At 64.4% G+C, this 22724-nt stretch carries 24 protein-coding genes; 6 read left to right on the top strand and 18 right to left on the bottom strand.

Annotated elements, in window-relative coordinates; all coding sequences use genetic code 11:
• Positions 1-20: 20 nt before the first annotated feature.
• Genes F8E02_RS02015 through F8E02_RS01995 form a run of 5 tightly spaced genes read right to left on the bottom strand, consistent with a single transcriptional unit; the run spans position 21 to position 3741 of the window.
• Positions 21-626: a hypothetical protein gene (locus F8E02_RS02015; RefSeq protein ID WP_317063770.1), complete on the bottom strand. Its 606-nt coding sequence runs from the start codon at positions 624-626 to the stop codon at positions 21-23.
• A complete protein-coding gene (locus F8E02_RS02010; protein ID WP_317063769.1) occupies positions 623-1237 on the bottom strand; it encodes a cyclase family protein in 615 nt (204 codons plus the stop codon). The genes F8E02_RS02015 and F8E02_RS02010 overlap by 4 nt, the downstream gene beginning before the upstream one ends.
• Positions 1234-1899: a protein-L-isoaspartate(D-aspartate) O-methyltransferase gene (locus F8E02_RS02005; protein ID WP_317063768.1), complete on the bottom strand. Its 666-nt coding sequence runs from the start codon at positions 1897-1899 to the stop codon at positions 1234-1236. Before F8E02_RS02005 ends, F8E02_RS02010 begins: the two co-directional genes overlap by 4 nt.
• Positions 1900-1912: 13 nt before the next feature.
• On the bottom strand, positions 1913-3025 hold the full coding sequence (locus F8E02_RS02000; protein ID WP_317063767.1) for a SufB/SufD family protein: 1113 nt from the start codon (positions 3023-3025) through the stop codon (positions 1913-1915).
• Positions 3010-3741, bottom strand: a complete 732-nt coding sequence (locus F8E02_RS01995; RefSeq protein ID WP_317063766.1) for an ABC transporter ATP-binding protein — start codon at positions 3739-3741, stop codon at positions 3010-3012. The genes F8E02_RS02000 and F8E02_RS01995 overlap by 16 nt, the downstream gene beginning before the upstream one ends.
• Positions 3742-3958: 217 nt before the next feature.
• Here F8E02_RS01995 and F8E02_RS01990 point away from each other — a divergent pair, with 217 nt between their 5' ends.
• Both F8E02_RS01990 and F8E02_RS01985 read left to right on the top strand, forming a co-directional pair.
• Entirely contained in the window at positions 3959-4114 is a 156-nt protein-coding gene (locus F8E02_RS01990) for a hypothetical protein (RefSeq protein WP_317063765.1), read from the top strand.
• Between the two features lie 41 nt (positions 4115-4155).
• On the top strand, positions 4156-5052 hold the full coding sequence (locus F8E02_RS01985) for a DNA-methyltransferase (protein WP_317063764.1): 897 nt from the start codon (positions 4156-4158) through the stop codon (positions 5050-5052).
• A 12-nt stretch (positions 5053-5064) separates the two neighbouring features.
• Here F8E02_RS01985 and F8E02_RS01980 read toward each other — a convergent pair whose 3' ends face one another.
• Positions 5065-6171 carry a hypothetical protein gene (locus F8E02_RS01980; protein ID WP_317063763.1) on the bottom strand — a complete coding sequence of 369 codons (1107 nt, stop codon included), beginning with the start codon at positions 6169-6171 and terminating at the stop codon, positions 5065-5067.
• On the bottom strand, positions 6172-6939 hold the full coding sequence (locus F8E02_RS01975; RefSeq protein WP_317063762.1) for a TIGR01458 family HAD-type hydrolase: 768 nt from the start codon (positions 6937-6939) through the stop codon (positions 6172-6174).
• Positions 6940-7137: 198 nt separating this feature from the next.
• Between F8E02_RS01975 and F8E02_RS01970 the strand changes: the two genes are divergently transcribed.
• Positions 7138-8115 carry a ribonuclease H-like domain-containing protein gene (locus tag F8E02_RS01970; RefSeq protein WP_317063761.1) on the top strand — a complete coding sequence of 326 codons (978 nt, stop codon included), beginning with the start codon at positions 7138-7140 and terminating at the stop codon, positions 8113-8115.
• 63 nt (positions 8116-8178) lie between these two features.
• Positions 8179-8736 carry an archaemetzincin family Zn-dependent metalloprotease gene (locus tag F8E02_RS01965; RefSeq protein ID WP_317063760.1) on the top strand — a complete coding sequence of 186 codons (558 nt, stop codon included), beginning with the start codon at positions 8179-8181 and terminating at the stop codon, positions 8734-8736.
• Between the two features lie 360 nt (positions 8737-9096).
• On the opposite strand, the gene F8E02_RS01960 is transcribed toward F8E02_RS01965, so the two are convergent.
• The 3 genes from F8E02_RS01960 to F8E02_RS01950 form a co-directional block, all read right to left on the bottom strand.
• Complete coding sequence (locus tag F8E02_RS01960; protein ID WP_317063759.1) at positions 9097-9303, bottom strand: helix-turn-helix transcriptional regulator; 207 nt, start codon at positions 9301-9303, stop codon at positions 9097-9099.
• Between the two features lie 52 nt (positions 9304-9355).
• Positions 9356-9742, bottom strand: coding sequence for a hypothetical protein (locus F8E02_RS01955; RefSeq protein ID WP_317063757.1), 387 nt, complete (start codon positions 9740-9742; stop codon positions 9356-9358).
• Between the two features lie 919 nt (positions 9743-10661).
• Positions 10662-11690, bottom strand: a complete 1029-nt coding sequence (locus F8E02_RS01950; RefSeq protein ID WP_317063756.1) for a PDDEXK nuclease domain-containing protein — start codon at positions 11688-11690, stop codon at positions 10662-10664.
• 500 nt (positions 11691-12190) lie between these two features.
• Here F8E02_RS01950 and F8E02_RS01945 point away from each other — a divergent pair, with 500 nt between their 5' ends.
• On the top strand, positions 12191-14449 hold the full coding sequence (locus tag F8E02_RS01945; protein ID WP_317063755.1) for a bifunctional alpha,alpha-trehalose-phosphate synthase (UDP-forming)/trehalose-phosphatase: 2259 nt from the start codon (positions 12191-12193) through the stop codon (positions 14447-14449).
• Here the strand turns inward: F8E02_RS01945 and sepS are convergent.
• The 8 genes from sepS to F8E02_RS01905 form a co-directional block, all read right to left on the bottom strand.
• Positions 14424-16019, bottom strand: a complete 1596-nt coding sequence (gene sepS / locus F8E02_RS01940; RefSeq protein WP_317063754.1) for an O-phosphoserine--tRNA ligase — start codon at positions 16017-16019, stop codon at positions 14424-14426. The genes F8E02_RS01945 and sepS overlap by 26 nt on opposite strands.
• The gene (twy1, locus tag F8E02_RS01935) at positions 16016-16909 is read right to left on the bottom strand and encodes a 4-demethylwyosine synthase TYW1 (protein WP_317063753.1); all 894 of its coding nucleotides are present in this window, start codon (positions 16907-16909) and stop codon (positions 16016-16018) included. The genes sepS and twy1 overlap by 4 nt, the downstream gene beginning before the upstream one ends.
• A complete protein-coding gene (gene argS / locus F8E02_RS01930; RefSeq protein WP_317063752.1) occupies positions 16890-18554 on the bottom strand; it encodes an arginine--tRNA ligase in 1665 nt (554 codons plus the stop codon). The genes twy1 and argS overlap by 20 nt, the downstream gene beginning before the upstream one ends.
• Positions 18554-19831: a peptide chain release factor aRF-1 gene (gene prf1 / locus F8E02_RS01925; protein ID WP_317063751.1), complete on the bottom strand. Its 1278-nt coding sequence runs from the start codon at positions 19829-19831 to the stop codon at positions 18554-18556. Before prf1 ends, argS begins: the two co-directional genes overlap by 1 nt.
• Positions 19832-19950: 119 nt before the next feature.
• Positions 19951-20445 (bottom strand): NUDIX hydrolase, encoded by a 495-nt coding sequence (locus F8E02_RS01920; RefSeq protein ID WP_317063750.1) that lies wholly within the window; start codon positions 20443-20445, stop codon positions 19951-19953.
• A gap of 2 nt (positions 20446-20447) precedes the next feature.
• A complete protein-coding gene (gene queC / locus F8E02_RS01915) occupies positions 20448-21116 on the bottom strand; it encodes a 7-cyano-7-deazaguanine synthase QueC (protein WP_317063749.1) in 669 nt (222 codons plus the stop codon).
• On the bottom strand, positions 21113-21721 hold the full coding sequence (locus tag F8E02_RS01910) for a 7-carboxy-7-deazaguanine synthase QueE (protein ID WP_317063748.1): 609 nt from the start codon (positions 21719-21721) through the stop codon (positions 21113-21115). The genes queC and F8E02_RS01910 overlap by 4 nt, the downstream gene beginning before the upstream one ends.
• Positions 21708-22121, bottom strand: coding sequence for a 6-pyruvoyl trahydropterin synthase family protein (locus F8E02_RS01905; RefSeq protein WP_317063747.1), 414 nt, complete (start codon positions 22119-22121; stop codon positions 21708-21710). Before F8E02_RS01905 ends, F8E02_RS01910 begins: the two co-directional genes overlap by 14 nt.
• A 173-nt stretch (positions 22122-22294) precedes the next feature.
• Between F8E02_RS01905 and F8E02_RS01900 the strand changes: the two genes are divergently transcribed.
• Complete coding sequence (locus F8E02_RS01900; protein WP_317063746.1) at positions 22295-22723, top strand: 30S ribosomal protein S12; 429 nt, start codon at positions 22295-22297, stop codon at positions 22721-22723.
• Position 22724 lies beyond the last annotated feature (1 nt).

Genomic DNA, 22724 nt, shown 5'->3' with positions numbered 1-22724 from the left:
GTTTCCCTAAAAAAAGGTATTCATCGGCCGTAAGGACACCAGTGCTCGATAGTTAAGAGGCCACTGACCCCGGCGGTCGAGGGGCCGAGGAAGATCATCCTCTTTTTCCCCCGGTACTCGTCGATGCAGGCGACCCCTGCGTCGGTCGCCAGGCCGTCCCCGGCGACCAGGAGGAGATCGGCCGCTTCGGGCGAGTCGACCGTCTGGCCCGCGAGGGCCTTCTCAAGCACCGGCATCGGGCCGACCAGGTAGACCTGTTTCCCGGCGACCTCGCGGGAGAGTTCCGCGAGGCAGGGGCCGTAGCAGTCGGGGGTGCAGGGGCGGAGCCTGCGTGCCAGGAGGAAGAACGCCGAGACGGTGTTGACGATCGCGCCTGCCGCCGCCCGCTGTTTGGGGTTCGCAAGCGCCGAGCCGAACATGAACGAGATCCGGGTGTTGGCCCGGACCGGGTCGCTCGTGACGAACTGCCCGGTCTTCCCCCCGAAGTGCCCTTCCATGCGGACACCCCTGGGATACTGGCAGACGTCCCCGCCGTAGGTCACTTCGAGCGTCACGACCCCGTCTTCGACCCCGCTCTCCTTGATCACTTCCTCGATCTTTCCGATTGCCTCGTGCCAGAAACTCACGCAAATTCCTCCTTATCCCAGAGAATCGCCCGCACGGGCGACCCGTCGGCACCCCTGATCCGCAGCGGCAGCGCCGCCATGAAGTACTCCCCCTCCGGCACGGCCGCAAGATCGAGGAGTTCGAGGACGACCGTCCCGCTCCCGAGCAGGAGCCGGTGGACCGAGCCGTCGCAATCGAACTCCTCGATCGAGGGGGCGTCGGTGCCGAGGCAGGTGATCCCGGCCTCGACGACCATCTTCGCCGCTTCAGAGGAGAGCGACGGGTAGCCGGGATCGAACTCCCGCCGCCCCGAGAACCAGGTTTTGAGGAGGAGCGTCCGGGTTCCGGCGAGGCGCCCGGCGAGGTGGTCCGGACCGATGAGCCGTTCCGCGTCGGTGCAGTCGAGCACCCGTGCCGGCCCTACGAGGACGCCGGGGGGGATAGCGTCGACCGTCATGCCCCCCCCGACGTAATGGGACGGGGCGTCGATGTGCGTCCCCGTGTGAGTCCCGAGGGTCATCTCCGTCACCCGGTACTGGCCGGTATCGATCTCCTGGAACCGGGGCCGGACGTCTCCGGGGTAGAGGACCGCGTCTGCGGAGAGGTCCCGGGTGATCTCGTAGACCGTCACGGGCCTTCCTCTCCTCTCCACCCGAACTGCCCGATCAGCGGGACGAAACAGACCCCGCCGAGCGGGATCGTCTCCACCCTGCTCTCGTGCTTGACGAGTTTGACGAGGTCCTGGCACTCCCGCGGCCCGACCGGGGCGATCAACCGCCCGCCCTCGGCGAGCTGCTCGACCAGGGGTTCGGGGATCGTGGGGGATGCCGCCGTGACGATGATGGCGTCGTACGGCGCTTCCGGAGGGTAGCCCTCCGTGCCGTCGCCGACGACGACCTTAACGCCGGTGACCCCCGCCCGGGCGAAGTTCTGCCGTGCCCGGTCGGCGATATCCGGGAGACGTTCGATGGAGATGACCGTGCCGGCGAGTTCCGCGAGGATTGCGGCCTGGTAGCCGCTGCCGGTCCCGATCTCGAGGACCCGGTCCTCCGGCGAGAGGTCGAGCTGCTCGGTCATGACGGCGACGATGTAGGGCTGGGAGATGGTCTGCCCCTCGCCGATCGGGAGCGGCCGGTCCTCGTAGGCTGCCCGTTCCCAGTCCTTCGGCACGAAGAGGTGGCGCGGGACCTTCCGCATCGCGGCAAGGACCCGTTTGTCCCTGACCCCCCGGGCCCGGATCTGGAACTCCACCATCTCCTCGCGTCCGTTCCGGTAGGGGTCGGTCTCCGCCATAGTGCCTCGCGCGTCAGAAGCCTGATTCCGCTTTGTCGATAGCGGCGTCGATCTGCGCCTGCAGGACTGCAGGCAGGCCGCTGATCTTAACATCCAGGAACCCGCGTATAATGGTTGCGGTGGCCTCTTCCTCCGAGAGCCCACGGGTCATGAGGTACTCGATCTCCTGGCGGGCGATCTTTCCGACGGCGGCCTCGTGAGAGAGTTCGGTGCCGGTCAGGGTCCCTTCGATCTCGGGGATGGCGTGGATGATCCCGTCTTTTAAGATCAGGCCTTTGCACTCGATGTGGCCCCGGGTGTTGTCCTTCTCGCCGAGGACGTGGCCTCGAGAGATGACCTTGCCGCCGGTGGTGATCGCCCGGGTGATGAGTTCGGTGCTCGTGTTCTCCGCGGCGAGGATGGTCCGGGAACCGAGGTCGAGGAGTGAACCCGGCGTCGCGACGATGATGCTCGAGAACCGGGCGACGGCGTTCTTCCCGATCAGGCGGGCCGTCGGGTACATGTTGATCTGCTTGACAGGCTGCATGCAGACGTAGTTCGAGAGGAAGGTGCCGTCCTCTTCGACGATCGTGGCGCTCCGCGGGAAGACGCTGATGCCCGGGTTCCAGTTGTGGATCATCGTGGACGTGACCTTCGCGCCCTTGCCGACGTAGATCTCCGTCACCCCGACATGCGCACCGTGCTCCTTCTGCGAAGAACTCGCGCAGCCGGAGATGATGTTGATCTCCGAGCCTTCCTTCGCGATGAAGATGTTGTGGACATGCTGCACCGGCTCCTCGCGGAGGAAGAGGCAGGCCTGGAGGGGCATCTCGACCTTTGCGCCTTCGTGGGCGATGACGACGAGGCCCTGGGGGTTCTCCTGCTTCGCGATGAACTGCGTGTACTTGTCCTTATCCTTCGGGACGGCGTTCCAGTAGTAGTCCTTCACCCATTCGTACTTCTCGAGGGCGACCTTGATCGGGAGCATCTCGATCCCTTCGGCCCCGCAGGTGGTCTGGACCACCTTCTGGTCGATCTGGAAGAAGCTTCCGCACCGGTTCTGCATCCCGACCTCAAGGCCGGTCAGGGCGAGGCGTTGTTGGTCCTTCTCCGAGAGGTGCTCCATATCGGTTACATCTGTTTGCAACGCAGACACTCTCCGTATCCTTTCTCCTTGACGACCCGCAGGATCTCGCGGGGGTTTCCGTGGCACCGGATCTCGCCGTTGATCAAAACGTGCCCCTGGTCGGCCTCGAGGTAGTCGAGGATGTAGCCGGTGTGGGTGATGATGAGGCCGCTCCTGTGGCGGTTGACGATGTGGACGTCCTTCTCGAGCAGGCCGGCGATCTCCTTGCCCATCAGGTTCATGTTCTCGAGATCGACGCCGCTCTCCGGCTCGTCCAGCATGATGAAATCGGGCTGCTGGACCTTCAGCTGCAGGACCTCGCTCCTCTTTATCTCGCCGCCGGAGAACCCGACGTTGATGTCGCGGTCGAGGAAGTGCTCCATATTGACCGACTGGGCGAGCGCCTCTATCGCGCCTCCTCCGAGGGTTGACGTCGCGGTGAGCAGTTTCCCGAGCTTCAGCCCGGATATTGCCGGGGGGTGCTGAAACATCAGGCCGATCCCGAGGTGGGCCCGCTCGTGGATGGGCGCGTCGGTGATATCCTTCCCCTTGAAGACGATTGATCCCGCCGTGATCGCGTAGCCGCCGAACCCCATGACGGCTTTGAGCAGCGTGCTCTTTCCCGAGCCGTTCGGTCCCATCAGGACATGAGTCTCCCCCTGTCCGATGTGGAGGTTGATATCGTGGAGCACTTCGGTGCTATCCACGCTCACGTGCAAATCACTGATATCCAGCATACGGCACTCCGTTTCATGTATTTGTCAGAGGATACATTAACCCTTGCCACCAGAACACCTGCCGTTTCGGCCGGCGAGGGATTTGGGGCCTTTAAAGGGTGCTATGGGGGAGAATTGCCTTTTGTGTCGGCGAAACCCGACAGGAGGCTCCCGCGTCCCTTCACTTTCACCCCGCGCACGGCCCGCGGTTAAATACCGCTCTCGCCCTGTTTCTTGTATGGAGAGATCTGCATTCACTACGTTCGCCTGCCTCGCCGAGCGGGCCGCCGGGTACCCGACCGTTGTCCGGCGGAGCCAGATGCGTAAGGCGATCTACGTCGTCGCCACCACCCCGGCACCCCGCATTCCCCGCGAGGCAGGGGGCTACGTTTAACATCTCCGGGGCATACTGGCACCCCGGAGGGTCCGGCCGGGATGCGGCGGGAAGGCTTACCGAACCCGGGAGGGAAGGAGAAGGTCCGGCGGGACACGGGCGACACGAAACGCGCCGCCCGGACCCCCGAGCCCCGCGCCGTCCGGCGGTTCGTGGACAGTATCATCTGCGGCGACGCTATCACGGTCCTCCCGGAGATCCCTGATAAGAGCATCGACCTGGTTCTCACGTCCCCGCCTTACAACTTCGGGCACCATTACGCCGGCAGCGGCACGAGCGACGCCTGCGAGTGGAGCGACTACTTCCAGAAGCTCGATGCGGTCTGGCGGGAGTGCTACCGTATCCTCAAGCCCGGCGGGCGGATGGCGGTCAACGTCCAGCCGCTCTTCTCCGACTACGTCCCCACCCACCACATCATCTCGTCCCAGCTCCTGGCTATCGGGTTTCTCTGGAAGGCCGAGATCCTCTGGGAGAAGAACAACTACAACGCCCGGTACACCGCCTGGGGGAGCTGGAAGTCGCCCTCGATGCCCTACCTGAAGTATACCTGGGAGTTCATCGAGGTCTTCGATAAGGAGACCCACCGGAAGACCGGGGCGAAGGAGGACGCCGACATCACCGGCGACGAGTTCAAGGAGTGGGTCTTTGCCCGGTGGGTCTTCCCGGCGGAGGTCCGGATGCGGGAGTTCCGGCACCCGGCGATGTTTCCCGAGGAACTCCCGCGGCGGGTGATCAAACTCTTCTCCTACCGGGGCGATCTGGTCCTCGACCCCTTCAACGGCGCCGGGACGACCACCCTTGCCGCCCGCCGGCTGGGCCGCCGGTTCATCGGGATCGATATCTCCCCCGGCTACTGCGAGACCGCCGTAGCCCGGCTCCGCGGCGAGGCGGAGGAGGCCGGAACCCCTGCCTCGGTCCGCTACATCGTCCGGGAGTGAGCGCGGCCGGGTTCACGCCGTGAGGTATGCCCGGGCGCGGAGGTAGGAGCCGGGCCGGTCATGGGCATGGGTGACGAGGTAGTTGTGGATCTCGACCGCGGCCCGCGACTCTTCGAGCAGGACGTTGTAGGACGCTGCCGCGTCGTTGTACTCCCGGACCATCCCGTTATGCTCAGGGACGAGGCGGTTGTACTCCCGGATCTCTCCGGACCGGGAGAGGGCCGCCAACCGTGCGCCGAACGCCTCGATAGCCTCCTTCCGGCTCTCGAGGTCCCGGGCGTGCACCGCGAGTTCGGGCTCGAGTTCCCCGACCCGCTCGCGCGACGCGGAGAGGGCGTGCTCGATCGTCCGGACCTCGCCGCACGCCGCGTAGAGGAGGGGACCGTCCCCGACCGGGATCACCAGGGGATCGGTAGCGAGGGCCGCCCCGTTCGAGAGCGTCTCCGGCGCGATGCCCACGTAACTCGCGTTCGTGGCCTCGATGTAGGCATACGCCGTATCACGGTAGGAGCACCCGCTGCTCCTCACGCCGACCGCCATGTGCGCCTCGTCCTCGAAGTAGAAGAGTGCGACCCCATAGCCCTCCCGGGCCAGAAGCCCGGCGAGAAGGAGGCTCTTGTCGTCGCAGTCCCCCTCGACGTCGACGTAGGTCTCGATCGGGAACTTCGGCTCGATGATCGAGGCGTCGGTCCTGTAGGGGACGGCCTGCACGAACGCGGCGATCAGTTCGAGGTACCGGTCGTCGTCGAGCCCCTCCCGGTCGCGGATCTCGCGGAGGGCCGCGAGCAGGTCCGCGTAGAAGGGCTCCTGGTAGGAGTCGTTGACGAACGCCAGATAATAGATCGGGATCCACTCCTCCCGGCCGAGGTCTTTCCTGAGGTAGAGTTGCCGATCCGCCCCTTTAGCACCGGCATAGACCGCCGGGTCGGGGTCGATCCGGATCGTCCCCGACCCGTCCTCGAAGGGGAAGGCGTGGACCGGCGTCCGGTCGAGGGCCGCCCCCTCGACCGGGACGATCGCCGGGGCGACGACCGACGGCTGCAGGAGCCCGTCCAGGCAGCCGGCGCCGAGGACCGCGGCGACGAGGAGGAGCAGGACGAGAGCCCGTTGCCGCATCATCTAGAGGTACTCCGGGAGGTCGGCGAGCGAGTCGATGACGAGGTCGGGGACGATCCCCGATTGGCGGACGATCTCCTCCCGGTACTTCCCGGTCCGGACCTGGACCCCCTTCATCCCGCAGGCCTGAGCGCCGCCGATGTCGGTGCGGATGTCGTCGCCGACCATCGCGGCCTCGCCGGGGGCCGCCCCGATCCCGCGGAGCGCGCCGAGGAAGAACTCCGCGGAGGGTTTTCCGATCACCTCCGCCGTCTTCCCGCCGGCGTACTCGAGGGCGGCCGCGAAGGGCCCGGCCGAGAGCATCAACCCGTCCGCCCCCATCCAGTAGCGGTCCTTCTCGAGCGCGATGAGGTCCGCGCCCTCCATGAGGAGGCGGAACGCCGTATTCAGGCTCTCGTAGGTGAACCCTTCGGCGGCGTCGGCGACCACGACGGCGTCGGCGTCCTCTTCCACCGCCCGGATGCCCGCTTCCTCAAAGTCGGTCCGGGCGTCGGGGGTGGTGAGGAGGAAGCAGCGGGTCCGGCCTCCCTCTCGCAGGTGTGCGGCGGCCGCGACCGGGGCAGTGACGATCCAGGCCTCCGGGATGGCGTAGCCGAGGCTTTCCAGGCGGCGGGCGACCGAACGGCGGGAGCGGCGGGTGGTGTTCGAGACGAACCGGTAGGGTATCCCCCGCCGGTCGAGTTCCCGGAGTGCCCGGTCGGCCCCGGCGACCGGGCGGTCGCCGACGTAGAGGACGCCGTCGATATCGATCAGGAGCGCTGTTACCTTCATCGTGTCCCCCCTCCTCGCGGCGGGCTGCCGGAGGCGGTCATCTCTCTCTTCTGTTGCCCGCAAATGTATTTATACGGTCGCGACGGCCCCTGCCCCGGGACAACCGGCTTTCGGGCTGCAAGGCGGGCCCGTCCCCCTCACTTTCACGGCGCGGCGATCACCTTTGAATGCAGGCAGGATCTAACCCTCTGTCGGCAGATGATTCATCCGTTCGATCCGGCAGGAGGGCTGTGGCAGGCCCGGCAACTCCACGACGACCTCGTCGCGGGTTACCGGGGTCGGAGAATCGAGGACGTCTTCTGCGGGAGGGAGGTCGACACCTCCTCCGGGACGTGCTACGTTCTCGAGTCCCGGTCTGCCGCGGACCTCGACGGTCGGGACCCGGACCGGGCGGCCTCGGCCGTCCTCGCCGACCTTACCCTGGTCCGCGGGATCGGGGAGGCGACCGGGCGGCGGCTGAACCGGGAGGGCTACCGGACGGTCGAGGACCTCGTGGGCCACCCCCGCTACGGCCGGGAGGCCGCCCGGCTCCTCTTCGCGGTGGGGCGGGGAGACACCCGCGGCCTTGCGGACTGGATCGGGCGGCGGCACCGCTGCTCCGACCCGCTCGTCCTCGAGGTCAGCCGGTTCCACGACGCCGGGGACCTTCTCTTCTTCGATATCGAGACGCTGGGCCTCTCCGGTCGGCCGATCATCCTCATTGGCCTCGCCCGGATCGAGGGGGGCTCGATCGTCGTCCGCCAGTATCTCCTCCGATCGGTCGCGGAGGAGAAGGCCGCGCTCGCCGCCGTCCTTCCGGACCTGGAGGCAGACGACGCGGCCCTCGTCACCTTCAACGGCAGGGCGTTCGACCTCCCCTACGTCCGGGACCGGCTCGCCCGCCACGGCATCCCGGCGGACCTCACCCTGCCTCACTTCGATATCCTCCCCCCCGCCCGCCGGCGCTGGAAGGACTCGCTCGGCACCTGCCGGCTCGGTGCGCTCGAGGCCGGCGTCCTCGGCATCGGCCGGGAGAACGATATCCCGAGCGGGATGGTGCCGGCGTTCTACGAGACCTACCGGCGGACCGGCAACCCAGGCCCGCTCGTCCCGGTGGTGGAGCACAACCGGCAGGACCTCGTCTCGCTCGTCCGGCTCTTCGGCATTCTGCGGGGGGACGGCGACTGCGGGGCGTGAGCTTGCGGTCCCGACCGATACTCTCAAGTACCCCCCGATCGATACCCGGCGCCCGGTGCCCGCATGAGTATCGTCCTCGTCCCCGTCGGTAAGGTAGATCCGGCGGAGTTGCGGCCCCTCCGGGAGTTTCTGGGGGGGATCTTCTCCGCGGACGTGAAGGTGGCCGGGAGGGTCCCGCTCCCTGCGGCCGCGTTGAACCCCGGCCGCGGCCAGTACGACGCGGAGGTGGTGCTCGAGTCCCTCCCGTCTTCCGGCGAGGCCGCAGGCGCCGACCGGGCGCTGGAGGTCGCCGGTGTCGACCTCTACCTGCCGGGGATGAACTTCGTCTTCGGCATCGCCGACCGGAAGAAGGCCCTGATATCCCTCCTCCGCCTCAGGCAGTCGTTCTATGGCCTGCCGGAGGATGCGGAGGTCTTCCGGCGCCGGACCGTCGTGGAGGCGGTCCACGAACTCGGCCATACCTTCGGGCTCGCTCACTGCGAGGATTCGCGGTGCGTCATGCACTTCTCAAACACCATCGCCGATACCGACCGGAAGGGGCCGGGGTTCTGCCCCTCCTGCCGCTCCCGCCTCGCTGCCGGGGAGACCAGGCCGGGGCAGCGGCAGGGTAGAAAGGATTGACACGGATCTCGCGAAAAATCGGAGAATTGTTCCTCTGCGCCGCGCTCATCCCGAATGTTCGGGGCATCCCCATAAAATATCTTCGTCCGCCGATAAAAATCAATTTCCTCTAAATACGGTGATATTGTGGCCTGAATGGAAATTTGGTCCTAAAATGCTGGAAATAAAAAGGGGAAACCTTTTATTCTCGAATTTCTAACTTAAAAAATGCCCCCAATATCTTTTTGCGGCTACGCTCTTGCGATACCGCCCCGGATGTTTTCCGCTCCATCCTGTTTGTTTGCTCTCCGGAGCCCCGGCTCCGACCCGGAGCAGGGTCCGGCCTGCACGTGCGGGTCTCGTGGGAGCCCGTGCATCCGGTCAGGCCAGGTCCTCCTCCTCGAAGATGAAGACCTCCTCGATGGTTGAGCCGAGCGCCCGGGCCACCCTGTAGGCGAGCTTCAGGGATGGGTTGTACTTCCCCTTCTCGAGGAAGACGATCGTCTCCCGCCGGACGCCGACCTGCTGCGCCAGTTCCTCCTGGGTCAGCCCCGTCTTCGCCCGGAGCTCTCTGATCCTCGTCTTCAACTCACGCCCCCCTTCCGGAGCAGGTACGGTTCCGCGGCCTGCGCCGTGGGTCTCACGCCACGTCACCCTGCCGGAAGAAGTACCACTGGAAGACCCGGGCGGAGAGCCCCATCAGCAGGATGGCGGAGAGGAGCACGCTCTCGACCGTGAGGGCGAGGACGCCGAGGTAGTCCACCCAGAAGAGGACCGCGAGGAAGACGAGGGTGAGGAACCACGAGTAGGAGAGGCCGTATGCCCCGATCCTCTGCGTCCGCTCGTCCCTCTCCCGCTCGTCCCCGAACCTCCGGTGCCGCATGGCGGCCACCATGAGGATCACCGCACCGATCGTCACCAGGACGGAGGAGAGCACCTCCGTTCCGCTCGTAAGAAACGGGAGGAGGAGCCCGGCGGCCGCGAGAGCCGCTCCCGCCGCAATCTGTATCGCGTATCGTCGCTTCATCGCGTCACCTGTTATGTATATCTAACAATGTGTTAGAAAAATATAACCTTTGCGGGTGGGGGGCAGGTGGGCGGGCCGGCCCCGGATACCGCGGCCGCATCCGGTCTCACTAGTTGCACTTCAACGGCAGGAGACCAGAACCCCACGTAAACAGGCCGGAGGGATACTTGTCTATCTCTCCGGCTTGGACCTATCGCCCTGCACTGCCCGCGCCCTGAGGGGGCGGAACGACGTTCCATCAGGAGCGCCGGGCGGTGGGGGTCGTTTGAGGGAAACGTAGGCTAGTGGAGGAGGCCCGATGATCTCCACGAACCCCTCCGAAATAGATCAGATTGTTATTATCCCACGGGCCGGTTTAGGCGACTGGCAGAAGGGTGCGATGGACAACGTTCGGAGCTTGAGAAGCAGCTTGGCTTCGAGCAGGAGCATGAGCACCGAAGGTGCGAGGGCAGATCGGCCATGTCATCAAGGGTCAGGTATCTGCCCTCGCAGAGGCGGAGAATCGTTGCCTCAACTACCTTCCTCGGCGTTTTCCGCACAGATCCGACCGGCCTTGCAATCTCGCGCAACGTATCCAAATGTTCGGAGCTCGACTTCGAACATATCCCGGGAGCTCCGAACACTTCACTTTCCATCGAGTGGTGGCCGGGACGGTAGTAGAACGTGCTCCTGCCCGACCCCTCACTCACCAGAAGCCCTTTTTCGGCCAGACCATGAATAGCCGCGATGATGTCGTGCGGGTACTCTTTCGTCACCTCTTTGAGTCTACTGTGGTTAACCCCGATGGTTTCCCCGAAGGTTCCTCCCCACCCCGGACCGGCGGATGATTGTCTGGAACCCATAGCTGACGGCGAACTCCGGCAAACCTGTTCCGGTGCAGCGGCGGATCGCGTCCTGCGTCCCCCGTGCCCATCCGCGGTTACTCTTCCCGCTGGCCAAGCTCCCCTTCCAGTTCGTCCACCGTCGGCAGTGTCCCAATCAGCTCGTCCGGAAGAGAGGAGGTCAGCGCATATCCGGCAACGCCGATCGGTTTGGTCATATCCTTTAAAGCATACTCAGCGATGATGTGGTTCTTCGTCTTGCAGAGAACAATCCCGATGCTCGGATTGTCTGTCGGGTGAGCGAGGAGATCGTCGACCGCCGAGAGGTAGAAGTTCATCTTTCCCGCGTACTCGGGGATAAACTCGCCCACCTTCAGGTCGATCACGACAAACGACCGGAGCCTGAGATGGTAAAATAGCAGATCCAGATAGTAGTCCTGCCCCCCAACGGCAAGATGATACTGGCTTCCCACGAACGCGAATCCCACCCCGAGTTCCAGGAGAAACTCGCGGATATGGTCGATCAGGCCCCGCTCCAGTTCGCGTTCCCGCACCGCCTCACCCATCTCCAGGAAGTCGAAGATGTAGGGATCTTTGATCGTCTGGATGGCGAGATCGGACTGCTCTGCAGGCAGGGTCGCCGGGAAGTTGGTGACCGCCCGTCCTTCGCGTTCGTAGAGCCTACTCTCGATCTGATGCACGAGCACGTTCCGTGACCAGCCGTTCGTGATGGTTTTGCGGATGTACCACTCCCGCTGCACCGGATCCTTCACCTTGTCGAGCAGCGTGACCGTGTGATACCAGGTAATTTGTGCAAGCACCTCCTGCACAATTGCCTCGTCCGGGTATGCCCGTGCGAATGCGCTCATATACTTGAGATTTCGAGGAGAAAAGCCCTTTATGTCCGGGAATTCTCTCCGAAGGTCCGCCGAGAGCCGGCCGATCACCTTTGCTCCCCACCCCTCCTCCTGCTGCCGTTGTACGATATCCCGCCCGATCTGCCAGTAGAGCAGGATAAGCTCGCGGTTCACCGAGAGGGCAGCCCGAACCTGAGCTTCACGGACCCGCACCTTCAGGCCGGAGAGAAAGACCGAATAGCCGTCAGGGAGAATGTCAGTAGCGCTCATATACAATGCTCCGTGTTATCTCCCTTTCAGCAATACCGAATTTGCAAACCGCGCCATAAGATCTGCCCTTCCCGTTGCCGTTTAACTTACATTGGCAATTACTCAATGAAATACGTATCACCACACCTGACGGAGCTCAAGCACCGTCAGGTGCGTAGTCCCGGAGAGTCCGGCCCGGGTGTGGCCCCGGAGATCAGATTCGACATCCCCTTTTAGTCTCCCCGCATCCAGCCTCAGGCATACGATAGCCGGGTCCCGTTTGCTCTGCCCGCCCCCGGCCCCCGCAAGAATCCCACCGCCCCGGGCACCCCGACATAACCGCCACGATCAGCCATGCGCGGCCTTGCCGGCCCTCCCGCCCGCCGGGAGAGCCGGGGAGGGGAGGCCCTCGCCGGCGGCCCGATATCCGCAATTTTTTGAGATTTCTCCAAAAACTTAATTTTAGTTGAGAATCTTTGTGGTGCTGATCAATCCTCGCGATCGCGAAACCGAGTTAAACCATGAACAGGTTACTGATAGTATCGAACAGGCTTCCGGTCAGCATCTCCAAGAAGAACGGCGACCTCCGTCTGCAACGGACCGCCGGCGGTCTCGCTACCGGGGTCGGCTCCTTCTACAAATCCTACGAGAGCCTCTGGGTCGGCTGGCCCGGCATAAACGTCCAGAGGTCGCAGGACGAAGAGAGGGAGCGGATCGCCGAGACGCTCAGGAAAGAGCAGTGCCACCCGGTCTTCCTCTCCCCGTACGACATCAAGCACTACTACGACGGGTTCTGCAACAACACCCTCTGGCCGCTCCTCCACTACTTCAATCTCTATGCAGACTACGATCCGAAGACCTGGCAGGTCTACCAGCGCGTGAACGAGCGATTCTGCGAGGCCGTCATGGAGGTCGCGAAGCCCGACGACATCATCTGGGTCCACGACTACCACCTGATGCTCCTGCCGCAGATGCTCCGCGAGCGCCTGCCCGACGCGGAGATCGGCTACTTCCACCACATCCCCTTCCCGTCGTTTGAGGTCTTCCGGCACCTGCCCTGGAGGGAGGAGATCCTCGCCGGCCTCCTCGGCGCCGACCTCATCGGCTTTCATACCTACGGCTACGTCCGCCACTTCCTCTCCAGCGTCCGGCGGCTCCTCGGCTACGAGCACACCTTCGGCGAGGTCAGGACCGGCACCCGGGTGGTGCGGACCGATCTCTTCCCCATGGGCATCGATTACCACCGGTTCGCCGACGCCGCGGGCAGCACCCCGGTCCAGAAGGAGATCGCCAGGGTTCGGAACCGCTACGGGAAGCGCAAGATCATCCTCTCCTTCGACCGCCTGGACTACACGAAGGGGATCCCGCTCCGGCTCGAAGCATTCGACGCCCTCCTCGCCAGAAAGCCGGAGTACCGCGGGAAGGTCTCCCTCGTCGCCGTTGCCGTCCCCTCCCGGACCAGCGTCAACAGTTACAAGGCGTTAAAGAAACGGCTCGACGAGCTCGTCGGCCGCATCAACGGGAAGTACGCGACGACCGACTGGATCCCGGTCCGCTACTTCTACAACTTCCTCCCGTTCGAGACGCTCGTCGCGTTCTACAGCGCCGCCGACGTCGCCCTGGTGACGCCGCTCCGCGACGGGATGAACCTGATGGCGAAGGAGTACGTCGCGAGCAGGACCGACGGGACGGGAGTGCTCATCCTCTCCGAGATGGCGGGGGCGGCCGAGGAACTCGGCGAGGCGATCATCGTCAACCCCAATGATCAGGACGCCGTGATCGAGGCGATCGAGACGGCGCTCGCCATGCCGGAGAAGGAGCAGGTCGAGCGGAACCGGATCATGCAGAGGAGGCTGATGCGCTACGACATCGAGCACTGGGTCGGCGACTTCCTCAACCGCCTGGGCGATGCCCGGACCGTCCAGGTCGAGCGCTCCGAGCAGATCGTCACCCCCGCCATCAGGGACCGGCTGGTCGCGGACTACCGGGCCGGCAAGGAGCGGCTCCTCCTCCTCGACTACGACGGCACCCTGGTGCCCTTCGCCTCGAAACCGCAGGAGGCGGTCCCGGGCGAGGCCACCCGGGAGGTGCTCGAGAGCCTCTCCAGAGCACCCGGGAACGAGGTGGTGGTGATCAGCGGCCGGGACCGGCATACGCTGGACGCCTGGTTCGGGAAGATGGATATCGGGATCATCGCCGAGCACGGCGTCTGGGTCAAAGAGCGCTCCGGGGAGTGGCGGATGCCCGAGGCTCTCTCAGACGAGTGGAAAGGTGAGATCCAGCCGCTCCTCGAACTCTACACCGACCGCACGCCGGGCGCCTTCATCGAGGAGAAGGACTTCTCCCTCGTCTGGCACTACCGGAGGACCGAACCGGTGCTCGGCGCGCAGCGGGCCAAGGAACTCAAAGACGACCTCCTGCACCTGACCTCCAACCTCGACGTCGGCGTCATGGAGGGGAACATGGTGATCGAGATCAAGAACAACGTCGTCAACAAAGGGAGGGCGGCGCTGGCCTGGATCACCCGTCAAGCCTGGGATTTCATCTTCGCCGTCGGGGACGATCGGACCGACGAGGACCTCTTCGCCGCGATGCCCGCCGAGGCCTACTCGGTCAAAGTCGGGCTCGCTCCGAGCCGGGCGCGTTTCAACCTGGTCTCGCAGCGCGAGGTGCTCCCGCTGCTCAGGAAGTGCATCGAGTCCGACACCGAAGGCACGACCGGAAAAAAAGAGGGGCCGGGACGGGAGAAGGAACTTATTGAGACGATTGCTCCGGTATGACGGACCGGATCGTCAGGAAGACCGGCCCTCTGAGGTCCACCTTTTTGTTGTGGTCGGTGATGTAGCGCATCGCGTACTCCTCGACCCTGAGGTTGACGTCGGAGGGGAGCTTCGACATCTTCACCTGGACGGTGATCCCCTCTCCGCACCGCGCGGCCTCCTCGATCCGGGCGGCGGCGAGGCTCGATACCGCGTCGAGGTAGGTGATCCCGGTCGAGATCCCATCCCGCCGGACCTCCGCCCACTTCTCGGTGTCGGGGACCCCGAGCACCGCGCCGTTGTGGACGTAGACCTCGTTGAAGCAGGCCGGCCCGCAGAGTTTCGTGTTGGACTCGGGCTCCTCGACGATCACCTCGACCGCTCTCCCTGCGATCTCGCCGGTCCAGGCGGTGAATGCGCAGGGCCCGGGGGCTGCGGCGTGCTCGGCGGCCGTGTTCCTGATCGCCTCCGCCATCCGTTTCCCGGTCGGAGACGCCGGCTCCTCCCGAAGGTGGACCGCGCCCGCGATCTCGCGGTCGGAGAGGTCCTGCGGGAAGAACTGGGGATGCGTCAACTGGCGGACGTCGTTCGAGCGGTAGGCGATCATCGCGAGCCGCTCCACGCCGAGGCCGAGGTTCATCACCGGGACGCCGATCCCGTACTCGGCGAGCGCCGAGGGCGAGTAGATCCCGAAGGTGGCGACCTCCACCCAGCCGAGGACCGGGTGCCGGGCGTAGACCTCCGTCTGGGTGTCGGGCATGTAGTACTTCGACCGCTTCTCGTCGGGCTGGAACCGGAACTCGGTGAAGCCGAAGGCCGAGAGGAGGGCCTCGCTGATGGCTTTCCCCTCCTCGAGGGTGACGTCCTCCCCCGCGACGATGCAGGAGGCCGAGTGGTAGGTCATCAGGCGGGTGGGCCCCTCCTCCTGCTCCCGGCGGAAACACCGGTCGACCGAGAAGAGCCGTATCGGGAGGTGCCGCTTCTCCCAGATGGAAGAGAGCGTCATGAACCAGCCGCTCGTCATGTGGCTCCGGAGGGTGTTGCGCGAGGACTCGGGGGCCAGTTCCCGGAATTCGGGGAAGACCGCGTCGAGGATGTGGACCACGGTCGCGTCGTCGGCCTCGAGGACGGCCGCGAGTTCGTGCGTCAGTTCGTCGCCGTCGATCGTCCCCTTCTTGTAGCCGTGGAGAGTCTCGCGGAGCTTCTCCTCGATCTGAGACGTAACCGCACGGCCGAGGATGGCTTCGATCTCCTCAAGCTGCTTCTTCGCGATGCCGACGTTCGGGCGGGGCAGGCCGCCGAGGTAGAAGACCCGGTCGAGGACGGCCATCGCTTCGGGGCCGAACTGCCGGTAGATGTCCGATTCCTCGACGATCAGGGGGTTGATAGCCTCGTCAAACCCCATCGAGAGGTAGGTCTCGCGAAGCCGCTGTACGATCTCGAAGATCGGGTGCGGGGTCGCACGGGTGTACTTCAGCCGGGGGTAGCGGCCAGAGACCCCCGGCGGGGTCAGGACCGACGGCCCTTCGTGCCATGCGTGCTCGAAGTCCTCTCTCGCCTTCCGTTTAAACGCTTCAACATCGAATCTCATATCTTCCGCTCCAGACAGACGACCCGGCTCGCCGGGCTCTCGTCCTTGACGATATAGTCGCAGTGTTCCGTAATTTTCTCCGCAAACGCCCTGACATCGGAGTGTTCGGGCATCTGGTCCCTCTGCAGCCGGTTTCTACTGTATCCCAGATACATATAACCCTTTACCTCCACGAACCGGGCCCCGGAGTCCTGGTAGAGCGCCGCGTAACCCTCGGGAGAGAAGTCGTTGTAGCCCCGGACCACGGTGGTCCGGATCGCCGACCGGCGTCCGGCAAGTCCGGCGAGGCTCTCGTGGATCCGGTCCCAGTAGTCCTCCTGCGGCCGGCAGAGCCGGAGGTAGGTCTCCCGGTCGGGGGCGTCGAGGGATACGTAGACCTGGTAGGGCCGGCACCGGGAAAGGACGTCCGGCCGGGTGCCGTTCGAGACGAGGAACGTCGTGTAGCCGTCGGCGTTGAGGCCGTCGATCAGTTCCGGGAGGCGCGAGTAGGAGGTCGGCTCCCCGGAGAGGGAGATCGCGACCATCGTGGGGTCGAGGGCCTCCGCGAACCGTTCCGGCGCGACGTAGGGCGAGGGCTTGTAGCCGGAGAGCGCCCTCTTCTGGAGGCGACGGAGATTCGCGATGATCGCCTCCGGCGGGCACTCCTCCTCCTCCGCGACCTCGTGCTCGAACGACCGCCAGCAGAAGAGGCACTGCTGGTTGCACTTGAGGGTCGGGGTCATCTGGACGCAGCGGTGGCTCTCGATGCCGTAGAACTGCGCCTTGTAGCACATCTCCCCGCCTTTGAGCGCCCGCTTGTTCCACATGCAGGGCTTGACGGCCGCCGAGGAGGCGGGGCTGACGAACTGGTAGCCCTGCTTTTGCAGGGCCTTACATGCTTCTGAGCGCATCGATACCGAGGGTCGCGAGGGACTCCTGCAGGGTGTTCCTGACCGCGTCCACGAGGGTGAGCCGGCTGCTCCGGGTCTCGCCCTCGCTCTTCAGCACCGGGTCGTAGTGATAGAAGGCGTTGAAGAGGTCGGCGAGCTCGCGGGCGTAGGCGGCGATCAGGTGCGGGCGGAGTTCCTCCACGGTCTGCTCGATGACGGCCGGGAACCGGGCGAGGTGTCGGGCGAGCGCGATCTCGTGATCGGTCTCAAGCGTGTATGCCCGCTCAAACTCCCCGGCCTTCTCGAGGATGCTGCAGGCGCGGGCGTGGGCGTACTGGATGTAGGGGCCGCTCTGCCGCTCGAAGTCGAGAGCCTCCTTCCAGTCGAATACCGTGCTCTTCTCGGGCGAGACCTTCACGATGTCGTAGCGGACGGCGGCGATGGCGACCGACCGTGCGATCGCATACCGCTCCGCCTCGGGAAGTTCCGGCCGGCGGACGGTCACCTCCTCAAACGCCTTCGCGGCAACCTCCTCGATCAGTTCGTCCGCCGAGACGAACTTGCCTGCCCGGGTGCTCATCGAGCCCTCGGGGAGGGAGACGAACTCGAAGTGGACGATCTCCGGGGGCTGCTCGCCGAGGAGTTTGAGGGTGGCCTGGAGCTGGGCGCCGATCAGTTTGTGGTCCGCGCCGAGGACGTCGATCATCCTGTCGTAATTACGCCCCTTCCAGATGTGGTAGGCGAGGTCGCGGGTGCTGTAGACCGAGGTGCCGTCGCTCCGCCGGAGGATGTACTTCTTCTCGAACCCCTGCTCCGTGAGGTCGACCCAGAGGGTCTCGTCCTCGTGGGCCTGCGGCAGCCGCCGGATCCGCTCGATGATCCGGTCCACGTCGCCGATCCGGACGAAATCGCTCTCCCAGACGAACCGGTCGTGGTGGGCGTTCAGGGCGCCGAGGGTATCCCTGATCCCTTCGGCGCAGAGCGAGACGGCCGTGCGGAACTTCTTGACGGTCTCCGCGTCGCCGCGCTCCACGAGCTGCATGAGGTGGTCGATCTCTTTGACGATCTCGGGATTCTTCTCGAGCTCCCGGTTCGCCGCGATGTAGACCCGGGCGACGTAATGATCGCCCTTCTCGCCCTCCTTGCGGACCATGCCGAGGTGTTCGAACCCCCAGGAGACGATGGCGATCTGGCGGCCCATGTCGTTGAGGTAGTACTGCACCTCGAGCGCGTGCCCGGCCTTCCGGAACGTCCGGGCGAGGGAGTCGCCGATGACGGTGTTCCGAATGTGGCCGACGTGAAGGGGGCCGTTCGGGTTCGCGCTCGTGTGTTCGAGGATGACCCGTCCCGAACGCCGCTGGAGGGCCCCGTAGCCGGGCTCGAGCGCCTCGCGGACGGCTTCGGCGAGGAGCGTCGGGCCGAACCGGAAATTGACGTAGGGGCCGGTCGCCTCGACCCTGATATCGCCGAGCGAGGGGTCTGCCGAGATCTTCTCTGCGATATCGGCGGCGATCTTCTGGGGAGCCCGCTTCTCAACTTTCGCAAGTTTGAAGGCTATCGTCGAGGCGAGATCTGCGTGATCCCCGCCTTTCGTGAGGAGGACGTCCTCCTCACCGGTGCATGCGCGGAGCATGCGCTCAATCTGGTGGTACTTCTCCTGGAACATCAGTATCCGGTCCTGTAACGCAGGATCGCTGCGATCCCGCCGAACGCATTGTAAAGCATTGAACCTTCTTCGAAATCATCCGATATGATCCGGACCGTCGTGTTGCTCTGGTCCGCAAGCGCGGTCAGTTCGTCGATGATGTCGGACTCTTCGGCCACGTAGAGCGACGAACCGTCGTTCGGACAGGTGCCGAAGTCGAGGTCCTTGATGTGCTTGCCCGGTTCGAGGCTGACCGTCCGCTCCTCGGTGTAGTCGCCGGTCGGGCAGGCGAGTTTCAGCCGGGCTCTCCGGAGCTTGTCGGAGAGGAGGAGGGTATCGACGGCGCCGAGCTCCAGGTTCTTCCTGACGCTCTCCTCGCCGTAGGCTGCCGGCCCGTCGTCCTTGACCAGTTCCTGGAGGAACCGGTTCATGACGTTCTTCTCCTTGATGATGTCGAGGCCCTTCAAGGCGTCCGATGCGTTCTCGACGAGCTCGGCAAGCCCCGACTCGTTCGTGTAGGAGACGTCGAAGAGCCCGATGATCCGCTTTTGCAGCTCGTGGTGGAGGAAGCCGCCTGCTTCGAACTCCTCCTTCGTCGGGGTCGGGCCGCCGATCAGCACGCCCTTGAACCGCTCGAAGAAGTCCTTCTCCGCAAGGAAGATCTCGCTCGCCAGATCACCGATCTTCTTGTAGAACTCGTTGATGGCGATCAGCCGCAGCCGCTGGAAACGGACGCTCGACTGACCACCTTTTCGCTGTTTGCCGGGGACCGTCGAGGTGGCGCCGCGAATCGCCTCGATACGGCTGCCCCGCAGGAAGCCGATGTAGGCCTCCCGCCGGTCGAGGACGATCAGGCCGTAGACCTCTTTCTCGCCGAGCATCTGCTGCAGGGGCTCGAGCTCGAAGGTGGAGCTGCACCGGTACATGTAGGTATTGAGCGGCTCGGGCGGCTCGATGATCTCGCAGTCGAGGTCGGTGCGGTCGCCGCCGATATTGATCGTGCCGCAGAAGACCGCCATGCCGTGCTCCGGCGGGCGCTTGTAGTACTTCAGGCGGGAGAGGATGGAGGAGATGGCACTCTGGACGTTCGTCCGGGTCTGTTTGCTCTTGATGTTTGCGCACTGCCCGAACTCGTCGCGGAGCTGGGCGGTCACGTCGTATATCTGCTTATCCGGAGGTATATAGAGGGTGATCAGCTCGGTACCGCTCCCTTCCTTCTCCGCAAGCCGCTCGAGCATCTTTTTAAATTCGTAGCGCTTCCGCGGGGTATCCATCTCTTGTGATTGTGTCTCTTCCATCGGGGTTCACCGGGCTTGCCAAAGGTTGTTCGTATGTCGAAGCTACTATGTGTTTCTCCGCGGAAGGCATAAATATGCGCACATTTGCCGCGCTATCTTCCCGCGCACTCCGCGCGCCCTCACAGAAGGCAGCGGCAGGCGAGGCAGATCGTCTTTGCATCGACGATCCTGCCGTCCGCGATCATCGCTCGTAACTCCGTCACCGGGACGCGGACGACCTCGATCACCTCGTCGTCGTCCATCGAGTAGTCGGAGCAGGGGGAGAGCCCTGTTGCGAGGTAGAGCCAGATCCGCTCGTCGGTGTAGCCGGGGGAGGGGTAGATCCAGCCTTTCGGGACGAAGGTCTCCGCCTTCATCCCGGTCTCCTCGATCAGCTCGCGGTAGGCGGTCCCGTCCGGCTCTTCGCCCTCGTCGATGGTGCCTGCCGGCGCTTCGTAGATGTAGTCGTCGACGGCGAACCGGTACTGCCGGAGGAGGTAGCAGTCCTCACCCTCGAGAGGGAGGATCGCGACCGCTCCGCCGGGGTGGACGACCAGCCGCTCCTTTCTCTTCCCGTTCGGGAGGGTGACCTCTTTCTTCTCGACGGTAAGCCTCTTGCCGCGGTATATCTCCATGCTCACCTCTCGTACGCGATCGGGTCTTCGATGCCCAACTCGCGGAACGCCTCCCTCCGGTAGTGGCAGGAGGAGCAGACGCCGCAGGCCTTATCGTTCTTCTGGTAACAGGACCAGGTCTCCTCGTAGGGAACGCCGAGCGAGAGGCCTTTTCTGACGATATCCACCTTCGTCATCCGGACGAACGGCGTCATCAGGGTGATCCGCGGGTCGGCGGCCGTGCCGAGGTCGACCGCCCGCTGGAACGCCTCGATGAACTCCGGCCGGCAGTCGGGGTAGCCCGGGTAGTCCCCGGTCTGGACGCCGATGAAGACCGCCTCCGCCCGTCGGGCCTCCGCGAGGCTGGTCGCGATGGCGAGGAGGTTTCCGTTCCGGAAGGGGACGTAGGTGCTCGGTATCCCCTCCTCCTCGCCGGCATACTCCTCGACCGGTATACTCTCATCCGTCAGGCTCGACGCCCCGATCTTCTTGAAGTGCTCGAGGCCGATCTCGACGAACTCCCGTGCATCGAGCAGGTCCGCGACCTTCCGGGCGCACTCGCGCTCCTTTGCCTCGGTCCGCTGCCCGTAGGTGAAGTGGAGCGCGACGATATCGTAACCCATATCCTTTGCGACGTAGGCGAGCGTGGTGGAGTCCATGCCGCCCGATAAAAGACAGACCGCTTTCATCATTTTATCCCCAGGATCTTGTGAAGCTGTACCTGGAACCTCACCGGGAGGTTCTCCTCGACGATGTAGTCCGCGATGGCGCGGTAGTCCGACCCCTCGACCGGCGAGATCAGGATCTCGGCCCGGATCTCGTAGCGGGACATCACCGCACGGGCGTAGAGGAAGTCGTCCTCGTCCGCCACCACGAACTTGACGCAGTCGCGGGGAGTGAGGAAGGGGAGAAGCCGGAGATCGCTCCGCTCGCCCGACGAGGGGCATTTCACGTCCATGCAGATGGAGGCGAAAGCCTGCAGCTCGCGGAAGTCGCGGGTGCCGTTCGTCTCGATCTCGACGGTGTAGCCGTGCCGGTTGAACTTCTGGAGGAGTTCAAGGAGTTCCTCGCCCTGCAGGAGCGGTTCCCCGCCGGTGATGCAGATCTGTTTCCCGTTTATGAGCCAGACCCGGTCGAGGACCTCCGTGACGCTCATCTCCTTCCCGCCTTCCCAGGCGTAGGAGGTGTCGCACCAGGCGCACCGGAGGTTGCATCCGGCAAGCCTGATGAAGGTGCAGGGCCGTCCCTGGTTTTTGCCCTCGCCCTGGAGGCTCCGGAAGATCTCACTGACGATCATATATGCGCTCTGCGTAACAGGTCGTGGACTCCCAGACCCGGATCTTCGAGACGCGGGCGTCGTGTCCCCGGCGTGCGGCTTCGGTGTCGATCATCCCCGCGATCACCGCGGCGAGGAGTTCGCTCGTGGGGTCGCCCTCGGTGGTGACGACCGGGTGGAACGTCTCGATGCACGCCGCCATGGGGTCCTCCGCGTTCAGGATCACCTGGTGGTCGAACCGCCCGACGACCTCTTTGATGCAGTTGTAGTCTAAAACGATCCCGGTGCGCTCGTCCGCCGTCCCGTCTATCCATACTTCGACGCGCCACTGGTGGCCGTGCAACCGGAAACACTTCCCCTGATAGTGGATCAGGCGATGGGTTGCCTCGAAAAAAACCTCCTTGTATATCCGGGTTGTCATCAGTGAAGGTTGCTCCCCAGGATATAATATTATATCAGCTCCCGATCAAATAGCTAAGGCGAAAGATCGACGTGCGGACGGGTTCCACAATATATAAATCCGTAACGCGCGTTGCTTTATAGCACACCAGGAGTTAGTCCTATCTCCAGATTCAACCTATACGAGGGTATTCGATGGGAAATGGTAAATTTGCAGCCCGAAAGCTGAAGCGCGACGCAAAGAACGACCGGTGGCACGACACCGACTACGCGCGGCGTCAGCTCGGACTCGACGTGAAATCCGACCCCCTTGAGGGAGCGCCGCAGGCCCGCGGGATCGTTCTCGAGAAGGTGGGTGTGGAGGCAAAGCAGCCGAACTCTGCGATCAGAAAGTGCGTCCGCGTACAGCTGATCAAGAACGGCCGTCAGGTAACCGCATTCGCCGTCGGCGACGGCGCCATCAACTTCATCGACGAGCACGATGAGGTCGAGATCGAGGGTATCGGCGGCAGGCTGGGCCGGTCGATGGGTGATATCCCCGGCGTCCGGTTCGTCGTGACCAAGGTCAACAACGTCAGCCTGAATGAAATGGTCATCGGGCGGAAAGAGAAGCCGCGGAGGTAAG

It is taken from the genome of Methanoculleus caldifontis (genome assembly GCF_032842345.1).
Lineage (GTDB): Archaea > Halobacteriota > Methanomicrobia > Methanomicrobiales > Methanoculleaceae > Methanoculleus > Methanoculleus caldifontis.
Note: the sequence above shows the minus strand (reverse complement) of the source record. Positions and strands in the feature narration are given on the sequence as shown.

Excerpts from the sequence above, each read along its gene's own strand:
- F8E02_RS02005 (WP_317063768.1), bottom strand. The coding sequence starts at position 1,899 with ATGGCGGAGACCGACCCCTACCGGAACGGACGCGAGGAGATGGTGGAG.
- F8E02_RS01995 (WP_317063766.1), bottom strand. The coding sequence starts at position 3,741 with ATGCTGGATATCAGTGATTTGCACGTGAGCGTGGATAGCACCGAAGTG.
- F8E02_RS01990 (WP_317063765.1), top strand. The coding sequence starts at position 3,959 with ATGGAGAGATCTGCATTCACTACGTTCGCCTGCCTCGCCGAGCGGGCC.
- F8E02_RS01985 (WP_317063764.1), top strand. The coding sequence starts at position 4,156 with ATGCGGCGGGAAGGCTTACCGAACCCGGGAGGGAAGGAGAAGGTCCGG.
- F8E02_RS01980 (WP_317063763.1), bottom strand. The coding sequence starts at position 6,171 with ATGATGCGGCAACGGGCTCTCGTCCTGCTCCTCCTCGTCGCCGCGGTC.
- F8E02_RS01975 (WP_317063762.1), bottom strand. The coding sequence starts at position 6,939 with ATGAAGGTAACAGCGCTCCTGATCGATATCGACGGCGTCCTCTACGTC.
- F8E02_RS01970 (WP_317063761.1), top strand. The coding sequence starts at position 7,138 with ATGATTCATCCGTTCGATCCGGCAGGAGGGCTGTGGCAGGCCCGGCAA.
- F8E02_RS01965 (WP_317063760.1), top strand. The coding sequence starts at position 8,179 with ATGAGTATCGTCCTCGTCCCCGTCGGTAAGGTAGATCCGGCGGAGTTG.
- F8E02_RS01955 (WP_317063757.1), bottom strand. The coding sequence starts at position 9,742 with ATGAAGCGACGATACGCGATACAGATTGCGGCGGGAGCGGCTCTCGCG.
- F8E02_RS01950 (WP_317063756.1), bottom strand. The coding sequence starts at position 11,690 with ATGAGCGCTACTGACATTCTCCCTGACGGCTATTCGGTCTTTCTCTCC.
- F8E02_RS01945 (WP_317063755.1), top strand. The coding sequence starts at position 12,191 with ATGAACAGGTTACTGATAGTATCGAACAGGCTTCCGGTCAGCATCTCC.
- sepS (WP_317063754.1), bottom strand. The coding sequence starts at position 16,019 with ATGAGATTCGATGTTGAAGCGTTTAAACGGAAGGCGAGAGAGGACTTC.
- twy1 (WP_317063753.1), bottom strand. The coding sequence starts at position 16,909 with ATGCGCTCAGAAGCATGTAAGGCCCTGCAAAAGCAGGGCTACCAGTTC.
- argS (WP_317063752.1), bottom strand. The coding sequence starts at position 18,554 with ATGTTCCAGGAGAAGTACCACCAGATTGAGCGCATGCTCCGCGCATGC.
- prf1 (WP_317063751.1), bottom strand. The coding sequence starts at position 19,831 with ATGGAAGAGACACAATCACAAGAGATGGATACCCCGCGGAAGCGCTAC.
- F8E02_RS01920 (WP_317063750.1), bottom strand. The coding sequence starts at position 20,445 with ATGGAGATATACCGCGGCAAGAGGCTTACCGTCGAGAAGAAAGAGGTC.
- queC (WP_317063749.1), bottom strand. The coding sequence starts at position 21,116 with ATGATGAAAGCGGTCTGTCTTTTATCGGGCGGCATGGACTCCACCACG.
- F8E02_RS01910 (WP_317063748.1), bottom strand. The coding sequence starts at position 21,721 with ATGATCGTCAGTGAGATCTTCCGGAGCCTCCAGGGCGAGGGCAAAAAC.
- F8E02_RS01905 (WP_317063747.1), bottom strand. The coding sequence starts at position 22,121 with ATGACAACCCGGATATACAAGGAGGTTTTTTTCGAGGCAACCCATCGC.
- F8E02_RS01900 (WP_317063746.1), top strand. The coding sequence starts at position 22,295 with ATGGGAAATGGTAAATTTGCAGCCCGAAAGCTGAAGCGCGACGCAAAG.